The organism is Cryobacterium sp. TMB3-10 (assembly GCF_004402305.1).
GTDB lineage: Bacteria > Actinomycetota > Actinomycetes > Actinomycetales > Microbacteriaceae > Cryobacterium > Cryobacterium zongtaii.
Map to the genome: position 1 here is coordinate 148,923 of NZ_SOGH01000031.1, position 16,668 is coordinate 165,590.

Genomic DNA, 16,668 nt, shown 5'->3' on the forward strand with positions numbered 1-16,668 from the left:
CATGAGCATCAATCGGGAAGCCCTTGAGGCGAACATCGCCCACGCCACGGCGCTGTCGGCGCCCGCAACCGAAGCCGCTGCGTTCGCCTTCCTGATCCTCCGCAACGACGTGCCCGACCTGCTCGCCGAGGTGGACCGGCTCACGGCGGCGCTCAATGTCGCAGACGGGGCGCTCGACCAGATCGCCACCCGCGTCACCCCCGACGACTACGACAACCCGAGCAGCGCGCTCGAAGCCATCGCCGGAGCGGTCGAGACGACCGGCAGAGAGATCGAGGGCTACTGATGAGGGTGATCACCGTTCAGCAGCCGTGGGCGTGGGCGATCATTCACGGCGGGAAGAACGTGGAGAACCGAGTTCGCAACCTCGCGGGCCAGTACCGGGGCCCGCTCGCCATTCACGCCGGGCTCACCGGGGCAAGCTTCGACGGCGACCACGGCGACCTCTGGCCGTTCGACGAGCGGCACGTCACCGGCGCGATCATCGGTGTAGTCAATCTGCGGGCCACGCATCACGCGGAGTTCTGCACTGAGGCTGACGAGCACGGAGAGGTGTGCTCCAAGTGGGCCGAGCCAGACGTTTGGCACCTCGAGCTCGATGACCCACGAGCCCTCGCCGAGCCGATCCCGTTCCGGGGTGCGCTCGGCATGCGCACGCTGCCTCCCGAGGTCATCACCGAGGTCTACCGGGAACTCAACGCACCCCACACCGTGGAAGGAACCGCCCATGACTGACCCCACCGAAGACGCCCCCTGCGCGAGAGGCTGCACATGGCCTGCCGCTGACGAGGACGAGGCACCACGGCCCAAACCCGCCAAGCACGGCCGCCTGTGCAACTCAGATTTCTACAGGCTCACAGCGGCCCTCAGGCTCGTGCCCGACCTCATGGCAAACATGCGAGCGCAGCTGTTCACCATGGGCGTCGCTGACTACTCCGAGAAAGTCTCGGGTGGTGGAGGTGAAGCGCCGGCACCGCTCAACCTCGGCCCGCTCGACGCGTCCGATGCGCTGTTCGCCAAGCTGCACTCCTGGGTAGCATTCTTCGCCGAGGATCTGCACGTGGCCGCACCGGCGATGCGCACGTGGGCGAGCGACCGTGAAGTGCAGGGCTCCCGCAGTGTGAGCGTGGAGGTCGCGGCCGCCAACGCCTCGACCCTGGCCGGCTGGCTCCTCGCCCGAGCCGACCAGATCCTCTCCATGGGATCCGCTGTGGCCTTCTACGAAGACATCGTGGTCGGCCAGGACGACGCGCGCGGGATCTTCTCGCTGTCGTCGCAGTACGGGATCAACGCCCGACCGGCACCGCAAGCGGACATGCGGGAGTGCCCGGAGTGCGAGCACTGGACGGTGCTACTCAAGATGCCGAACTCGTTCGACGCTGAGTACGGCGTCATCTGCGGGCGTTGCGGATGGGTCGCGGCGACAGACTTCTTCGCCAAGCACACCGGCCGGGCAGGGTACGTCGCCATCACCGCCACCCGCCCCGGCATCTGCTCAGTCTGCGTCGACCGCATCTTCGTCGGCACTCTCATCAACAAGATCGACGACCTGACCATGCACCACGGATGCCAGGGCGTCATCGGTGATGAGGTGGTGGCAGTTCCGGGCTGCCTGGCCGTGGACCGGTGGACGCCCGTCGATAAGGAGACCGGCAAGGCAGAAGCTGAGCGCACCGATCACTGCTGGCTCAGCGCCGAACACGACGGATTCCACCACGGACCGCGGGGAACCTTCGGGCCGCCCGTGCCCGTGCCGAAGAAGAAAGAGAAGGTGACGACATGAGGGGCAGAAGCACGGCACGAGCACGCATCACCTCAGAGCCGATGATCGTTCGGCGTCTGCTGCAGCGGCGCACTTTCCTGTGGACGGTGATGCCGATCAAGGAGTTCGACACGGTTCCGTTCTGGCGCTACACGGTGACGGACAGCCAAGGCAAAGTCGTGCTCACGGACGGATGCCGGGACTATGACGAGATCCTGGCCGACGCGATCAGCGGGGTCACTGCCGTGCGTCGCCTCGAGAACGCCGGCCACGAGATGCGGTACAGCTTCGATGAACTGGTGAACGGGGTGCTCAATGGCTGAACGCAACGCGAACGACCCGATGGACCGGTGGTGGACCATCGACGAAACGGCCGAGCACTTCGGCGTGAAGCGAGGGACAGTGCAACGGTGGATCCGTGAGGACGACCTGCCGGTGTACTTCCCGCTGCAGGGCGGATACATCGACCGAGACGAGGTGAAAGCTGTGGTGCGGGCTCGAAACAAGCGGCGCAGAATGTCGAAGGACATCTGAAAACCGCGTGATTGCGCGTCTGCAATTTCTCCACTAGGCTTTGCCTCAGGCGAGTTTCGTACCTACGAAACCCGCCACTGCTTTGTAACGAGAGGAGCCCCGGACCCATTGCGGTCCGGGGCTTTTTTGTGCCCAAAACTTCCCGGCGCGATGCTGGGTAGGCCCCGTGATGGGGCTAAGTGAAAGGGGCTCCCATGCCCAAGGAACAAATCAACACCCCGGCACGCCGGACCATCTCCTATCCCACCGGACGCAACGGGCTTGAGCCTGGCCAGTGGGGTTCATGCTTCACCCGGGACGGCGAACCGCTGGGCGAGGGCGAGCACTGGGAGAACACTCCGGTGCTGTACCTGCACTGGAACAACCTCGGCATGGAGCCGTCGCTGCAGTTCTCGCTCGAGGTCGACGCCGACGAGGTTCTCCGCGCTGCTGACCAGATCCGGGCAAGCCGCCTCGAAGAGATCCCGGACACGGAACTCCCCGAGGGCGCCGTACGCGCGATCGTCACCTACGCACAGACGGTCACGTTCGACACGGTGGTCATCAGTCGGCCCGAGGCGCAGAAGCTCATCGCCACCACCCGCCGCGCACGCAACGCGGTGTTCGGCGGCGACGAATAGCACCACCGGCCAGCCTCTATCGGGCTGGCTGTCTCGGCGAGTAGCTCAGTGGTAGAGCAGTGGCCCCATAAGCCACCTCGCGCAGGTTCGAACCCTGCCTTGCCGACAAGCGGGCCCCAACAAGGGATGTTGGGGATTACGTCAGGCATGCACTCCTGACCCGCATACACTTCCCCGGCTCGTCATCGCCCACACCCCAAGGGGCCAGCCCGCGCATCGTCTGCCCACGCGGCGGTGCGCATCCGGCCGGCTACTCCATGGACAACCAGGCGAGCCGCGGGGACCACTCCTGTTTGCGTAGCTCAACTGGAAGAGCAGCGGTCTCCAACACCGCAGGTTGCAGGTTCGAGTCCTGCCGCATTCGCCACTTCGAGAGGGAGCCACCGTGAGCCTGCTCAGCGACTACGAAGACGCACTCCGGGCACTCCTAGCCGAAACAGATGATGACGGCGACCCCATCGTTGCCTACGTCACCTACGCGGTCACCACTGACGCGGAGACAGGCGAGCAGGAATACTCGAACGTCATCGTCCCCGCCGGCCAGCGCGAGTACGTCACCCGCGGGCTCCTCGCCGAAGCGACCGACGCCGTGACGACTGGCACCATGCCCACCATCACGTTCGCCAGCGCCGACTACGACGAAGACGACGATGAGTGACCGCGAGCTCCACGCCTGCGCCACCTGCCGTAGCGAGTACGTCACGTCCTACCAGGCCGACACCTGCTGTGCCCCTGATGAGTAACCCCAGGGTGTGCGCCACGTGCGGCAGGGCATGGCCTGTGATCACCCTCGCCCAGCTGTGCACGCACAAACCGGTGCCCGAGAAGCTCTACTGAGCCATTTCCGGCGGTCAAGGTCTCCGAAAACACGGGGTTAGACCAGCGCCCACAAACGAAATCCCCGGAAAGACGCGGAACTCGCATCTGTGACCCGAGGAGACACCCGACAGGAGATGCGATGAGCACGCCTGAACCCCCGAGAAAGCAGCAGCACATCGGTGACATCGCCGGGTACTGGGCAGAGAACATCGACTCCATCGTCCAGACCGGCACATGGTCGGACGGGTCGCCCGAGAGTGAGTACACCCTCAGCGACGAAGACAAGCGCATCATCCTCGAATCGCTCAAGCGCCAGTTCATCGCCCAGAAGCGCGATCGTACCCAAGTCCTCCACGCATACAAAGCCATCGCAGGCCAGCAACGCCCAGCTTCACCACTTCCCTCGTAACGTCCAGGCGGCGTCACGCACCCCCATCCGAACGAGGTGATTGACGTGGCCGCAGCAACATTCCATCTGTCTGCCGCGCGCGCCCGTGAGCTTCATGCTCTGGGCTGGTCCTGCAATGCGATCTCGAAGGAGCTCGGCTTCTCCGCGTCGACCATCTCACGGTGGGCGAAGCGTGAGGGGCTGAACTTCGACCGTTCGAAGACTGCTGTCGCTGTTGCGGCGCATCGTCTTGACCGTGCCGCTGCTCGTGCGGACATCATCGATCGGATGTACAAGCGGTCGCAGAAGGTGCTGGATCGGCTCGAGGCTCCCCAGTACGTGTTCTACATGGCTGGCGGCCTGGGCGCCGAACGCTTTACCGAGGACGAGCCGCCTGCTGGTGACGAGAAGAGTCTCGCCGCGGCGCTGGGCATCTACGTGCAGAACGCTACGAAGCTCGAGACGATCGACGCCGGCACTGGTGTGGAGAAGGTGCATTCGGTGCTTGACTCTCTCGCTGCTGGGTTCGCTGCTGCGGCCGCCAACTACGTCCCTGACGATGGCGACCAGTAGCGCCGCGTTCACCCGTGTTGATCCTGCACCTGCGTTGTCTCCGAAGCAGATGTGGTCCGTCCACATGTCGAAGAGTCAGAAGCTGGCGCTGTGGGTCGGCGCCGTGTCTGGCGGGAAGACGTTCAGCTCACTGTGGGCGCTCAACATCGCCATTCGCGAGGCGAACGGTACCGGCCTCATCGTCATTGTGGGCCGCACGCTGCAGACCATCGAGCGCAACATCATCTCGGAGTTGCAGAAACCCGAACTGTTCGGGGATCTGGCCGCTCAGGTCGTGCACACCACGGGTTCGAACACGGCGCTCATCATGGGCCGTGTCGTGCACCTGGTCGGTGCGAACGATGTGCGCTCGGAAGAGAAGATCCGCGGTTCGTCCATCGAGATCGCGTACGTCGACGAGGCGACCCTGCTGCCTAAGGGCTTCTGGGAGATGCTGCTCACCCGCCTTCGGGTGAAGGGTGCTCGACTACTCGCGACCACGAACCCTGGTTCGTTCAACCATTGGTTGCGCAAAGACTTCGTGCTGCTCGCGAAGAAGAAGAACCTCATCGTCTTCAACTTCACCATGCACGACAACCCGCTCTACTGGGAGAACGGCGCTGAGGGTCCGCAATACATCGCGGACATGGAAGCCACGTTCGCCGGCACGGTGTTCTACGACCGCTTCATCAAGGGGTTGTGGACCAACGCTGAGGGCGCCGTCTTCCCGATGTGGGACCCGAAGCGGCACACCATCCGCTTCGAGGACATGCCGCGCATAGAGCGCATCCTGGCAACGGGCATCGACTTCGGTACGTCCAACGCTTCGGCCGCGCTCATGGTGGGGCTGACGGCTCCGCGTCGCGGGCTCAAGCGGCAACTGGTCCTGATGGACGAGTGGCGTTACGACCCGCACGACTCGAAGAACCACGGCCTGACTCTTGCGCCATCGGATCAGGCCAAGTCGTACGCCGAATGGGTGCGGCGCTCACACATGCCAGACGGCTCCACGCCTGAGGTTGAGTTCCACATCTACGACTCGGCCGCTGCTGCGTTCCGTGACGAGCTGCGCAAGTACGACGACATCCTCCCCACGCTCGCCCACAAGGACGTGTCGCGGGGCATCGGCGCCATGCAGAACCTCCTCTCGAAGGGGCAACTGCTCGTCACCGACCGGTGCGAAGGGTTCCTCGCTGAGGTCACCGAATACCGGTGGGACGAGAAGGCCACCGAAAAGGGCCTCGACGACGTGGTCAAGAAAGACGACCACTCACTCGACGCGGCACGGTACGGCATCTACACCTCACGATCCAGCTGGACCTACGAGCTGCAGTAAGCGGCGGGCCACAACTCAACGAATGGGGCGATGCGATGCAAGGCGAGTGCCTGATCGAAGAGTGCGCACTGCCAGTCAAGACCCGCGGCTGGTGCATCAAGCACTACACCCGATGGCTACGGACCGGGGATCCGCTGCGGACGACCGCAGTCCCCCACCGAGCGCCCCTCGACGAGAAGCTGCGTTTCACTGGATGGACAGAGATCATCCGACGCCCCGATCTCGGCCCTTGCTGGGAGTGGAACGGCCGGAGGACAGGACTCGGATACGGAAGAACCAGTGGACACCGCGCTTCCGGCGGCCCCGGGACAGTGTTCGCGCACCGAAACGCGTATGAGGCATGGGTCGGACCGATCCCCGCGGGGCTCGTGGTTCGCCACCGCTGTGACAACCCACCGTGCATCAACCCCACCCACCTGCTCGTCGGCACCAGCGCAGACAACACCGCCGACTCAGTGGCCCGCCAGCGCCGGGCGAACGGCGAACGATCTCCCCAGCATCGCCTGACAGACGATCAAGTCTCGGAGATCCGGGCCAAGCACGCGGCCGGCGGCGTCACACAGCGGGCGCTCGCAAGGGACTACGACATCTCGGTGTCGCAGATGAGCAACATCATCCGGCGCATTCAGCGCAAGACGGCAACGAACTCAGTACTCGCCTGACCCCCTCCCCTGGGGCTTTACCCCTTTGGAGGGCAACATGGTCGCACAGTGGCCCCCGGCACCGATGGACGAAGCGTTCCGTCAGCTCGCCATCTACGACGCCTGGTACTCGAACGAGTTGGAGTCGCTGCCGGACAACGGTGGCGCTCTCGCAACGCACACGCACCGCGGCCAGCCCTACTCGGGTGGGCTCGTCGGCGCCGTGTCCGGTGCGGTGTTCGGCAGCCCTGTCGGTGAGAACCGGTCATCCCTGACCGTCCCCGTTGCTGGGGATCTCGCACAGCTGTCATCTGACCTGCTGTTCGCGGAATCGCCCACGTTCACCCTGCCCGGGTCGGCAGACGTGTTGGAGAACGGTGTCACCGTCAAGGCTGACCCGAAGCTGAAGCTGGCACAGGCTCGCCTCGAGCTGATCATGTCCTCCGACGCCGCACACGCCACACTCCTCCGCGCTGGCGAGTACGCCGCTGCACACGGGTGGACGTACCTGTCCGTCGTGTGGGACAAGACCTTCCGCAGCAACGTGTGGTTCCGTGCGTTCCGCGCCGACTGTGTCATCCCCGAGTGGAAGTACGGGGAGCTCGCCGCCGCCACCCTGTGGACCGAGTACGCCCGCGCCGACGACCGGTACCGGCTGCTCGAGCGCCACGAACCCGGCTTCATCACCTACTCGCTGTGGAAGGGCGAGGACGGCGAGAAGGGCCGCCAGGTTCGCCTTGACGCGATCTCCGAGACCGCCCACTACCTGAATCTGCTGCCCGTCGTCGACGGTGAATCGCTGCCGATGGCCGACACCATGGACGTCGTGCGTGCAACAGGTGTGCCGTACCTCACGGTCGAGCACATGCCCAACGCTCTCCCGCACCCGGTGTGGGACCGCAAGGGCGACCTCGCCAACCTGGGCCGCTCGGACTACTTCGGCATCGACTCGATGCTGTCGAAGATCAACGCCCTCTGGTCAAGCCTCATGCGCGACTTCGACAACGGTATGGGCCGTGTCATCGTCCCCGAATCCATGCTGAAGCTCAACGGGCCCGGCAAGGGTGCGCAGTTCGACCAGAACCGCCAGTTCTACTCGCCCCTCGGCGGCCTGGTCGATGACGGTGCCGGCGGCATGATCACCATCTCCCAGTTCAACATCCGCGTGCAGGACCACCTCGACGGCATCGTTGCGCTGAAGAGGGAGATCGCACAGAAGGCCGGCTACTCCATCAGCCACTTCGGCATCCACGACGGGGGCACGAAGACCGCCACGGAAGTCACCGACGACCGCAGCGACTCGGAGCGCACCCGCGACAAGAAGGCGCTGTACGCACGGCCTGCACTCGCACGCCTGGCACGCACGGCTCTCGCCATCGACGGCCTCGTGTTCGTAGGTAAGGGCGGCGACCTCCTCGAGGTGATGCCCGACATCAAGTTCGCCGAGGTGTCACAGGTCAACCCGCTCGTGCGGGCGCAGACCACCCAGACGGAGATGCTCGCCCGCGTGCGATCGGTCATCTCCGGTGTGCGCGCCGTGCAGCCCGACCTTGACGAGATCGAGGTTGCCGCTGAGGTGGCGCTCATCAAGGAAGAGAACGGGATGGCCGCCGAGGCCGACCCGACTCGCATCACCGACTAACCAGACTCACCGGCTGCCGCAGGGGCAGCCGTCACCGATGCGGCCAGGAGCCGCGAAGGAGCAATCACCATGCCCGAACCCATTGAACCCATCGTTGAGCCCGTCACGCCCCCGCTGCCGCCCGCTGAGGTGCCTCCCGTGGCACCCGAAGCGCCGAAGCCGACACCTCCCGTAGAGCCGGCGCCCGTGGAGACCTTCGATGCCGCGTATGTCGAGGGACTCCGCAAGGAAGCCGCCGCTGCCCGCATCAAGGGCCGGGACGACGCCACGGTGGCCGCGAAGCTCGCGAGCGAGGCCGCGTACAAGGAGCTGGGCCAGAAGCTCGGCCTCGTCGCTGCTGAGGAAGAGTCCACCGTCGAGTCGCTGTCCGCAGCGATTCAGGACAAGGACTCCACCATCTCCGCTCAGGCCGCCGACCTCAAGGCGTCCCGGCTCGACAACGCGCTCATCCGCGTCGTCGACAAGCACGAGGCCGACTACGACCTCCTCACCGACTCCGCAAGCTTCCAGGCGAAGCTCGCGGCCATCGACACGACCGCTGATGACTACAAGTCCCAGGTGGACGAACTGGTCAAGACCACGGTCGCGTCAAACACCAAGCTGCGAAAAGTCCAGGTGGCCCCCAGCAGCGGCAGTGACGCACCACCCGCCGGCGGTCAGATCACTGACCCCGAAGACATCGACTCCTTCCGCAAGACGTACCGGGAAAACCGGTCCGGCAAGAAGTAGTCACTAGGCCAACGAAAGGGCCACCATGGCAAACACCATTCTCACCCCCAGCGTCATCGCGAAGTCCGCACTCGCCACCCTGTACGAGACCACGGTCGCCGCACAGCTGGTGCACCGCGACTACTCCTCGGAGTTCGTCGCAGCGATCGGCGACACCGTCACCATCCGCAAGCCCGCCGTGTTCGCTGCGAACGAGTTCGCGGACGGCGGCGACATCGTCGTGCAGGACGCCACCGAGGGCGGCATTCCCGTGGTCCTCAACCACCACGCGGACGTGTCGTTCGCTGTCACGTCGAAGGACCTCGCCCTCAAGATCGAGGACTTCAACGAGCAGCTGCTCAACCCGGCGCTCGAGGCGATCGCTCAGAAGATCGACCGCGACATCCTGTCGTTCCGCAACGACATCACACAGGTCGTCGGCTTCGGCGCCGGCCTGTCGGCGTGGGACACCCCGGAGTCGCTCATCGACGCCGGCGTGATGCTCGACCTGGCCCTGGTGCCGCTGGAAGAGCGTCGCTTCATCGTCGGCCCGCGCACCAAGGGCGCATGGCTGAAGAACGACATCATCAAGCGGGCGGACGCTTCCGGCAGTACTGCCGGCCTGCGTCAGGGCAGCATCGGCGCCAACCTGTGGGGCTTCGACGGCTACGCCAGCCAGAACATCGGCCAGCCCAAGGCGACCGGCGCACAGGTCATCGGCGACCCGACCACCGAGGTCAACGTCGCGTTCCACCGCACCGCTGTGGCGCTGGTCACCCGCCAGCTCGAGCTCCCGCTGGGCGCCGCGAACTCCGCGATCCTGAACTACAAGGGTTTCGGCATCCGCGTCGTCTTCGGCTACGACCAGTCCAAGAAGAAGGACATCGTGTCCCTCGACACCCTCTACGGCGTGAAGACGCTCGACGCCAAGCGCGCCGTGCTCATCAAGGGCGCCAACAAGGCGTAGCCCACTCCTGCGGGCAGTCGTTTCGGCGGCTGCCCGCACCCCCTCGCTTCACTATGCAGGTAGGAGATCCACATGTCACATGCTTACAAGTCCCTCGAAGACGGCCAGGTCGTCGTGTCCGAAGAGCCCCGCAAGGACCTCGAGGCGCTCGCCCGGTGGGAGTCCATCGACGTCCCCGAAGAGAAGAAGCTGACGGCCGCCGAGAAGCGCGCTGCGAAGGCTGAGGCCGAAGAGGCCGCCGCTGCCGCTGAGCTCGAAGCCGCCGGCGTCGCCGCTGCCGATGCTGAGGCTGCCGCTCAGGCCGCGCTCGAACTCGCCGCTGCAGGCGAGAAGTAACCCAGCATCACCCGCGAGGTCGTGGCACTCGTCACGGCCTCGCCCCCACTCTTTCCTTGCAGGAGGACCCCATGACCACCCGTGCACTCATCCTCATCCTCATCCGGTTCGTCGGCATCATGATCCGCGGCGTGCTCATCTGGGCCCGCCTCATGGTCTACATCTACATCGGCAACCGCCGCGGTCGCCCGGTCCGTGAGGCCAAGGCGCTGCGCTGCTCGGAAGCCATCGGCAAGCGCCTAGCAAGGAGCCTCTGATGCTTCCCGCAATCATTTGGGTGCTGCTGGTCGCATCCGTCACGGCGGTCTTGGCCGGCGCCCCCTCGATCAACCGCAAGAGGAAGACGCGACGATGATCGACTACCTGATGGGCGTCATCTTCGTCCTGTCCAGCGGATCGGCAACGTTCCTCATCGCGCGAACCTCAAGGCTCCGCAGTATCGCGAAGGTGGAGCGCCGCATCCAGCTGAGTCAATGGCTGGGCGGTCAGGAGCAGTTGGAGTCCCGCAGCCCCGGGTACTTGGCACGTCACCCGGACGGCCCAATCGGTCGCCTGGATGGCACGTGGCAGTACGGCCACGAAATTGAAGGCTACGGCTTCATCATGGGGCACTGCAACGGTCACCGGCCGCACCGCACAAAAGCCCTCGCGGCCGAGTGTGGGCGTCGGTGGCTCACTGCAGAGCCGACCATGCTCCGCGACCGACTGCCCCACGTGTTCGATCGGCTGACCCGGAGGTAGCTCATGGCGCTGATGGTCCCCAACCCAGACATCCCGGCTGAGGACTTGATCGACGACCTGGGCCGCACCCTCGCCGAGCGGTACCAAACCGCTGAGGATGTGCTGATCCGTGAGGTCGCCGTCCGCGCGTACCGGGACATCGAACTGCAGGCGAAGCTCAACCGGGCGATCGCATCAGGGTCAGATCGGGTCGACGGTTTCCGGTACGCCATCGAGCGCAACCGGCAGTTGGCCGAACTGTCCGGGCACCGTGCACAGTCGCTCCGTGACCTGCAGGCGCTCGCTCGCACGACGGCCGATCAGCTCCGGGCGGAAAACCTCGCTGAGAGCGTTATAAACGCTGCTTCCACCCAGGGGGAAGCGGAGGCCGCTGCACGGCTCTCCATGGCCCGCAGGCTGCCCGCACGGACCACACTGAACGGCTCGGCGCCCCAGGCGACCGCGCAGACGGCGCTCTCACTGCAGTCCAGCCTCGAAGTGCTGAACCAGCGCATCACCCGGCTACCCGTCGACGCCTTCCAGCGCATCGTCGCCATGAACTCGTCAAACGTCCTCCTCGGTGTGCAGACGAAGCTCCAAGCACAGCACGCCAACGTGCAGCAGTTCCTCTCCGAAGGCATCAGCGGCTTCACCGACAAGGGCGGCCGCAACTGGCGCATTGGCACCTACGCGGAGATGGCCGGCCGCACCACCGTTGCCCGGGCGTTCAACGACGCCGGCGTATGGCGGATGCAGCAGTCGGGCATCAACCTCGTCACCGTGCAGGGCAGCCTCTCCTCGTGTGCGAAGTGCGCACCGTGGGTCGGCGTGATCCTCTCCACTGATGGCAGCACGGGCACGGTCATCCTGCCTCATGCGACGAAGGACGCCGAGGCCACGGTCACCATCGCCGGGACCACTGAGGGCGCACGCAACGCAGGCCTCATGCACCCGAACTGCTCGCACAAGTTCACGGCCTACCTGCCGGGCCTGTCGATCCCGCAAGCAGGGTTCGAGTACGACCCGAAGGCCGAGTGGGCACGCACCAGGCAGCGCGAGATCGAGGTCGACATCCGGGCAGCCAAGCGCAAGCAGGCCACCGCGGGCGATCCGGTGACCGCGCAGCGCGCCAAGGCGAAGGTTCGCGCCAAGCAAGCCCAACTTCGAGAGCACCTCGATCTCACCGGGCGGAAGCGCAACTCGGCGCGAGAGCAGCTCGCATTCGCAGACGGAAGGTAACCATGTACGCGCGCGGGCAGATCAACGGCTCCATCGACATGCTCGCCGAGCCGATCAACGGCGGCATCAGCTCCGCCAACATCGGCGGCGGCCCCACGGGTGACCCGCCCGCACCGATGGGCATCGCTCTCATGGTCAGCGGCTTCGAGCGCGATCACATCGACGCGCTCAGGGCCCGCAGCTACGAGCTCGCCGTGGCACGCGGCCACATGCGGCGCAACTGACCCACAAAACCACCACCATGCACGACCACCAACAAGGAGTACACATGAACACCTGGCGCATCGACTTCCAGCAGCCCGAGAGCCACGCCTCCCGCGGCCACATCAGCATCGAGGCCGAGTACTACCGGCGCGAAGATGGCTGGTTCACGTTCAAGAACGCCGAGCACAAGGCGGTGCTCGACATCCCCGCCGGCGAGGTTCTGTCGGTCAAGCGGGAACCGGAATCCGGCCCCGCGCACATCACCGTGCCCGGAGGCAGCACCGGCGCGGGCACGTTGACCGTGCGAGGCGCGGCGATCATCGGCAGCTCAGTGCTCAGCGCGCAGATTCCCGACCCGTACAGCTCCCTGCAGCAGCGCATCACCGGCGTCAACCTGGACCCGGACGAGGCAGAACGGATGATCAAGCTCATCCGCTCCCGCATTCGCGACGCGCGCTAACTCCACATACTCACCCCGCTCTGCCTGCACAGGGCGGGGTGTTCAACACCCAGGAGGACCGCATGTCGCGCATCACCCACCCGCAGCCCCAGGTCGGCATCGTCACGGATCGCATCGGCGGGATCGAGTTCACCGATGGTGTGGCCGAGGTCGACCTGACCGACAAGCCGAACCTGCGCGAGGCGTACCTGCAGCACGGGTACGTCATCGAGGAGTTCGGCATCATGACCGGTCACCTGGTCATCAACGAGGGGCTGCTCGTCGTCGGCTCTCCGATGGAGGACGGCAGTACGTTTACCGGCCGCCTGGTCTCCGAGAGTGCGGCGTTCAAGGTTTGGGCCGGCGATGACGCTGTGGAGATCGCACCGCTGCCGCTGCCCGAAGCCGTCGAAGGCGAGACCACCGAGCGCGTGTACGAGTTCGCGGAGGCCGAGTCCAACACCGAGGCCTACATTCCTCCCCGCCGCTCGCGGAAGAAGATCTGACGATGGCCGACACCGATCGCGACCAACGAGGTCGTGTCCGCTCCGGGAAGCGCTGCCCAGACGCTAAGGCTGGCGGTTGCAACTACTGCATCACCGGCACATGCAAGCGCTCAGCCCGCCGCATCCAGCGGCACACCAAGCGTGCGCAGATCCGAGAGGAGTCCTGATGACCCAGCGTGTCTACGCCACTGGCGCTGACTTCGCCGCCCAAGCCGAGGATCCGTTCGAAGGAGATGCGGTCAAGCTCGCCAAGCGGCTCAGGTCCGCGTCGATCGAGGTCGAGAAGCTGGTTCGCCTGTCCCGCTACCAGGCAGACGACGACGGTTACCCCACCGACACCGACATCTCGAAAACGTTCACCGAAGCCACCGTGGCCATCGTCGAACACTGGGCAATCACCGACGACCCGACCGGCGCTGAGTCGCAGCAGGGCGCGATCAAGATCGGCTCAGTCTCCCTCGGCACAACCTCGAGCAACCAGGGCAGCGCATCCCAACGGGACAAGCTCATCGCCCGCATCGGCGAGAAGGCCATCACCATCCTCGGCAATGCGGGGCTGCTCACTGCGGCCGTCGATCACTAGGAGGTCACTGTGGCCCGTCTACGAGCGAAGCACCTCCCGCACCGCATCGATATCACCCGGCTGACTGGCGAGGGCGCAGAGGGGCCAGTCTGGGCCGATCCTGACCTGTTGCGGCCCGCGTACGTGGAGCAGAAGTCGAAACTGATCGTGGATCGGCGCTCGACCTCCCCAACGGCCGGCACCGAGGTCTCCTCCTCCGAGTTCATCGTCATCCTCACCGATGACGACGTGCTGCCCGGCTCGCAGGTCACCGTGCATAAGGGCACCCCGCGAGAGCGCACAGCAGACGTGCTCAGTTCGGCGCTGTTCACCTACCCCGGCACACCCTCGCACGTCGAGCTCTACCTGTAGGAGGCCATCGTGGGCATTCGTGTAGACGTCAGCCTGGCCAGGAGCTTCCCCCGCATCACAGACGGCATCCTCGCTGGTGTGGTGAACGGCCAGAACAAGGCCGCCGAAGAGCTGCTGAAATGGTCAGCCGCCGAGGTCCCCTACCAGCAGGGCGACCTTGCCGAGACGGGCACAGTGGTGCGGGCTGAGATCCCAGGCGACGACGCGGAGGTTGTCTACGACTCGGTCTATGCCGCTCGCTGGCATGAAGACCAGCCGCTCGTTGACTCCCTCGGCCGCCGGTACAACGGCAAGTCGGACTTCGGCGAAGGTCGCAAGTCGCACTACCTGTCTGATCCCGCACTGCAACACAAGGCCGAGCTCGGCAAGATCATCGCGACGGAGGCAAACCGTGTCTCCTGACCCGATCGCCCCTGAGGTGACGCTGCGCCGCACGCTGGCCCAATACATCCACGACCAGGACATGGGCGTCTACAAGCCGTCCGCCCCGTACGTCGCTGGGGAACGTGGCATCTACACGACGGGCGACATGCCCGTGGCCGCCGGATCCGACAACGCCCTCGTGTTGCGATCCCTGCAGTCCATCGCAGACGGCCGCGCGAACATGCTCTACCGCGTGCAGATCGAGTACCGCATCAAGGGCAACGGCATCGCCGCAGAGAACCTCGGTGCCGGACTGGACCTGATCCTCGACCAGCAGGAGGGCGTCCCGCCAGGGCTGCACATCTCCCGGTGCGAGCTGTTCTCGTTCCTGCCCATCAGCGCGGATGCTTCCGGCCGAACGGGTGGGTTCAAGACCTACCACTTCACTGGCCGCCGCGGCCTGTAGCTCTACCCCCACATTCCAGCGTCACCCACCGGTGGCGCTTCCTGGTGACCCCGCCAGACCCACGGCCCATCTGGGCCTCGCCCACACACTAAGGAGACCCACGTGGCCGACAATTCTTTGTACGAAACTACGCAGCAGACTGCTGGAACCCTCGCCCTCGCGCACGAGAAGCTGCTGCGACTCAAGCGCAACGGCAACTTCGAGAACGTCACCGGCGACATCAACAACCTCGCCGGCGTCCCGTCCAAGATCGTCGTGGCCCGCGAGAACTACGGCAACAAGGGCCGCACCTCCGAGTCCAAGCTCGGCGACAACTGGGTGATCACCTTCGACGTCGAGGCCGTGCGCGACGACCTCGGTGCGATCGCCCAGCCGTGGCTCGTGCCGCTGCTGAACGTGGGCAAGGCCACCGGCGCGGCCAACAAGATCGACGCTCAGCTGTTCGACGCGAAGGACCCCGCACTCGGCGCGATCGAGGGCACCTTCACCGTCGAGGTCGTCGACTTCGCCACCGGGTTCGCTGACAAGGGCGGCTACAAGGTCACCCTCACCAGCGACGGTGTGGTGCGTCAGGTCACGTCGCCCATCGCGGGCTCCGGTGCGCCGATCATCGCCTCGGTCCTTCCGCTGAACCAGGGCGCGGGCAGCAACATTTACGTCCGCGGCGGCAACGTCTCGGCGATCACCGCGGCCGCTGTGGGCGGCGTCGTCGTTCCGCTCGTGGGCGGCATCTCGCAGATCCCCGGCGAGCCGAACATCGTCGTGCTCGAACTGCCCGCCGGTTCCGCCGGCTCGGCACCCATCGTGCTGACCAACGCGAACGGCGCGTCCGTGGCATACCCGTACGTCCGGATCGTCTAACCACCAGCACCACCCGGGCGGCCGGCACTCGTCGGCCGCCCACCACTCAACTTCTCTGCAGGGAGCGCATCACATGATCACCGCATCACTCAACGGCCGTAACCTCCACCTCCACCTCGGCGGCATCGAGGAAGACTTCGTCATCACCCCGCTCGGCGGTCGTGACGGCCAGGCACTCACGGACGAGTTCCTGCGCACCGCCATCGGCGTCCTGCCGGCGGATGGCATGGAGGGGATCCTGCGGCGCGCTGTCGGGCCCGTCGTGTTCGAACGCGTCAAGACCGAGCTGTCCCTGAACGAGGGCGAGGACATCCTCCTGCCCGCGTTCTACTGGCAGACGGTCCTCGGCATGCACGGCGTCAACGCCTACATCACCGGGGGTGAAGGACTCACGGGCGCAAAAAAAGCGCTGGAACTCCTGGCCCTGACTTTGGGGATCTTACCAACGCAGACCGCGCCCAGTGGGGCATTGGAGAACCTGATCCAGTCACAGGTACCTACCCTGCGTACCGCCAGGCCTACTACGACGCTCGACAAGCTGCCAGCCAGCAAGCCTCGCGCAAACAGGAAGCCCAAGAGCACCAAGCCGCAAGCCTCACAGCCCTAGAGCTGTACGGGCTCGCGCTGCCCC

Annotated in this window: 27 protein-coding genes and 1 tRNA gene; all 28 read left to right on the plus strand. The window is 65.5% G+C overall.

Annotated elements, in window-relative coordinates; all coding sequences use genetic code 11:
- Position 1 precedes the first annotated feature (1 nt).
- The 28 genes from E3T22_RS16750 (at position 2) to E3T22_RS16890 (ending at position 16,644) form a co-directional block, all read left to right on the plus strand.
- The gene (locus tag E3T22_RS16750) at positions 2 to 286 is read left to right on the plus strand and encodes a hypothetical protein (protein WP_134481163.1); all 285 of its coding nucleotides are present in this window, start codon (positions 2 to 4) and stop codon (positions 284 to 286) included.
- A complete protein-coding gene (locus tag E3T22_RS16755; RefSeq protein ID WP_134481162.1) occupies positions 286 to 735 on the plus strand; it encodes an ASCH domain-containing protein in 450 nt (149 codons plus the stop codon). The genes E3T22_RS16750 and E3T22_RS16755 overlap by 1 nt, the downstream gene beginning before the upstream one ends.
- Positions 728 to 1,783, plus strand: a complete 1,056-nt coding sequence (locus E3T22_RS16760; protein WP_134481161.1) for a hypothetical protein — start codon at positions 728 to 730, stop codon at positions 1,781 to 1,783. The genes E3T22_RS16755 and E3T22_RS16760 overlap by 8 nt, the downstream gene beginning before the upstream one ends.
- A complete protein-coding gene (locus E3T22_RS16765; protein WP_134481160.1) occupies positions 1,780 to 2,085 on the plus strand; it encodes a hypothetical protein in 306 nt (101 codons plus the stop codon). Before E3T22_RS16760 ends, E3T22_RS16765 begins: the two co-directional genes overlap by 4 nt.
- A complete protein-coding gene (locus E3T22_RS16770) occupies positions 2,078 to 2,296 on the plus strand; it encodes an AlpA family transcriptional regulator (RefSeq protein ID WP_134481159.1) in 219 nt (72 codons plus the stop codon). The genes E3T22_RS16765 and E3T22_RS16770 overlap by 8 nt, the downstream gene beginning before the upstream one ends.
- A 194-nt stretch (positions 2,297 to 2,490) precedes the next feature.
- A complete protein-coding gene (locus E3T22_RS16775; RefSeq protein ID WP_134481158.1) occupies positions 2,491 to 2,916 on the plus strand; it encodes a hypothetical protein in 426 nt (141 codons plus the stop codon).
- 34 nt (positions 2,917 to 2,950) lie between these two features.
- Positions 2,951 to 3,022 (plus strand) — tRNA-Met (locus E3T22_RS16780).
- Positions 3,023 to 3,301: 279 nt separating this feature from the next.
- Positions 3,302 to 3,574, plus strand: coding sequence for a hypothetical protein (locus tag E3T22_RS16790; protein ID WP_134481157.1), 273 nt, complete (start codon positions 3,302 to 3,304; stop codon positions 3,572 to 3,574).
- A gap of 300 nt (positions 3,575 to 3,874) precedes the next feature.
- Positions 3,875 to 4,144 (plus strand): hypothetical protein, encoded by a 270-nt coding sequence (locus E3T22_RS16795; protein ID WP_134481156.1) that lies wholly within the window; start codon positions 3,875 to 3,877, stop codon positions 4,142 to 4,144.
- 45 nt (positions 4,145 to 4,189) lie between these two features.
- A complete protein-coding gene (locus E3T22_RS16800) occupies positions 4,190 to 4,696 on the plus strand; it encodes a helix-turn-helix domain-containing protein (RefSeq protein ID WP_166789316.1) in 507 nt (168 codons plus the stop codon).
- A 64-nt stretch (positions 4,697 to 4,760) separates the two neighbouring features.
- Entirely contained in the window at positions 4,761 to 6,011 is a 1,251-nt protein-coding gene (locus E3T22_RS16805; RefSeq protein WP_166789317.1) for a PBSX family phage terminase large subunit, read from the plus strand.
- A 35-nt stretch (positions 6,012 to 6,046) separates the two neighbouring features.
- Positions 6,047 to 6,673 (plus strand): HNH endonuclease, encoded by a 627-nt coding sequence (locus E3T22_RS19515; protein ID WP_134481153.1) that lies wholly within the window; start codon positions 6,047 to 6,049, stop codon positions 6,671 to 6,673.
- A 37-nt stretch (positions 6,674 to 6,710) separates the two neighbouring features.
- Positions 6,711 to 8,294: a phage portal protein gene (locus tag E3T22_RS16815; RefSeq protein WP_134481152.1), complete on the plus strand. Its 1,584-nt coding sequence runs from the start codon at positions 6,711 to 6,713 to the stop codon at positions 8,292 to 8,294.
- Between the two features lie 69 nt (positions 8,295 to 8,363).
- A complete protein-coding gene (locus E3T22_RS16820) occupies positions 8,364 to 9,023 on the plus strand; it encodes a hypothetical protein (protein ID WP_134481151.1) in 660 nt (219 codons plus the stop codon).
- A gap of 25 nt (positions 9,024 to 9,048) precedes the next feature.
- Entirely contained in the window at positions 9,049 to 9,969 is a 921-nt protein-coding gene (locus tag E3T22_RS16825; RefSeq protein ID WP_134481150.1) for a P22 phage major capsid protein family protein, read from the plus strand.
- Positions 9,970 to 10,041: 72 nt separating this feature from the next.
- On the plus strand, positions 10,042 to 10,305 hold the full coding sequence (locus tag E3T22_RS16830) for a hypothetical protein (protein WP_134481149.1): 264 nt from the start codon (positions 10,042 to 10,044) through the stop codon (positions 10,303 to 10,305).
- A 71-nt stretch (positions 10,306 to 10,376) separates the two neighbouring features.
- Entirely contained in the window at positions 10,377 to 10,562 is a 186-nt protein-coding gene (locus E3T22_RS16835; protein ID WP_134481148.1) for a hypothetical protein, read from the plus strand.
- Positions 10,563 to 10,656: 94 nt separating this feature from the next.
- The gene (locus tag E3T22_RS16840) at positions 10,657 to 11,046 is read left to right on the plus strand and encodes a hypothetical protein (protein WP_134481147.1); all 390 of its coding nucleotides are present in this window, start codon (positions 10,657 to 10,659) and stop codon (positions 11,044 to 11,046) included.
- Between the two features lie 3 nt (positions 11,047 to 11,049).
- The gene (locus E3T22_RS16845) at positions 11,050 to 12,264 is read left to right on the plus strand and encodes a phage minor capsid protein (RefSeq protein WP_134481146.1); all 1,215 of its coding nucleotides are present in this window, start codon (positions 11,050 to 11,052) and stop codon (positions 12,262 to 12,264) included.
- 2 nt (positions 12,265 to 12,266) lie between these two features.
- Positions 12,267 to 12,488 carry a hypothetical protein gene (locus tag E3T22_RS16850; RefSeq protein ID WP_134481145.1) on the plus strand — a complete coding sequence of 74 codons (222 nt, stop codon included), beginning with the start codon at positions 12,267 to 12,269 and terminating at the stop codon, positions 12,486 to 12,488.
- Positions 12,489 to 12,532: 44 nt separating this feature from the next.
- Complete coding sequence (locus E3T22_RS16855; RefSeq protein WP_134481144.1) at positions 12,533 to 12,928, plus strand: hypothetical protein; 396 nt, start codon at positions 12,533 to 12,535, stop codon at positions 12,926 to 12,928.
- Positions 12,929 to 12,990: 62 nt separating this feature from the next.
- The gene (locus E3T22_RS16860) at positions 12,991 to 13,413 is read left to right on the plus strand and encodes a hypothetical protein (RefSeq protein WP_134481143.1); all 423 of its coding nucleotides are present in this window, start codon (positions 12,991 to 12,993) and stop codon (positions 13,411 to 13,413) included.
- 166 nt (positions 13,414 to 13,579) lie between these two features.
- On the plus strand, positions 13,580 to 13,996 hold the full coding sequence (locus E3T22_RS16865; RefSeq protein ID WP_134481142.1) for a hypothetical protein: 417 nt from the start codon (positions 13,580 to 13,582) through the stop codon (positions 13,994 to 13,996).
- Positions 13,997 to 14,005: 9 nt separating this feature from the next.
- A complete protein-coding gene (locus E3T22_RS16870) occupies positions 14,006 to 14,347 on the plus strand; it encodes a hypothetical protein (protein WP_134481141.1) in 342 nt (113 codons plus the stop codon).
- A 9-nt stretch (positions 14,348 to 14,356) separates the two neighbouring features.
- Complete coding sequence (locus E3T22_RS16875; protein ID WP_134481140.1) at positions 14,357 to 14,749, plus strand: hypothetical protein; 393 nt, start codon at positions 14,357 to 14,359, stop codon at positions 14,747 to 14,749.
- The gene (locus E3T22_RS16880) at positions 14,739 to 15,176 is read left to right on the plus strand and encodes a hypothetical protein (protein WP_134481139.1); all 438 of its coding nucleotides are present in this window, start codon (positions 14,739 to 14,741) and stop codon (positions 15,174 to 15,176) included. The genes E3T22_RS16875 and E3T22_RS16880 overlap by 11 nt, the downstream gene beginning before the upstream one ends.
- 102 nt (positions 15,177 to 15,278) lie before the next feature.
- Positions 15,279 to 16,037, plus strand: coding sequence for a hypothetical protein (locus E3T22_RS16885; protein ID WP_134481138.1), 759 nt, complete (start codon positions 15,279 to 15,281; stop codon positions 16,035 to 16,037).
- Between the two features lie 73 nt (positions 16,038 to 16,110).
- Positions 16,111 to 16,644, plus strand: coding sequence for a hypothetical protein (locus tag E3T22_RS16890; RefSeq protein WP_134481137.1), 534 nt, complete (start codon positions 16,111 to 16,113; stop codon positions 16,642 to 16,644).
- The last annotated feature ends 24 nt before the right edge of the window (positions 16,645 to 16,668 follow it).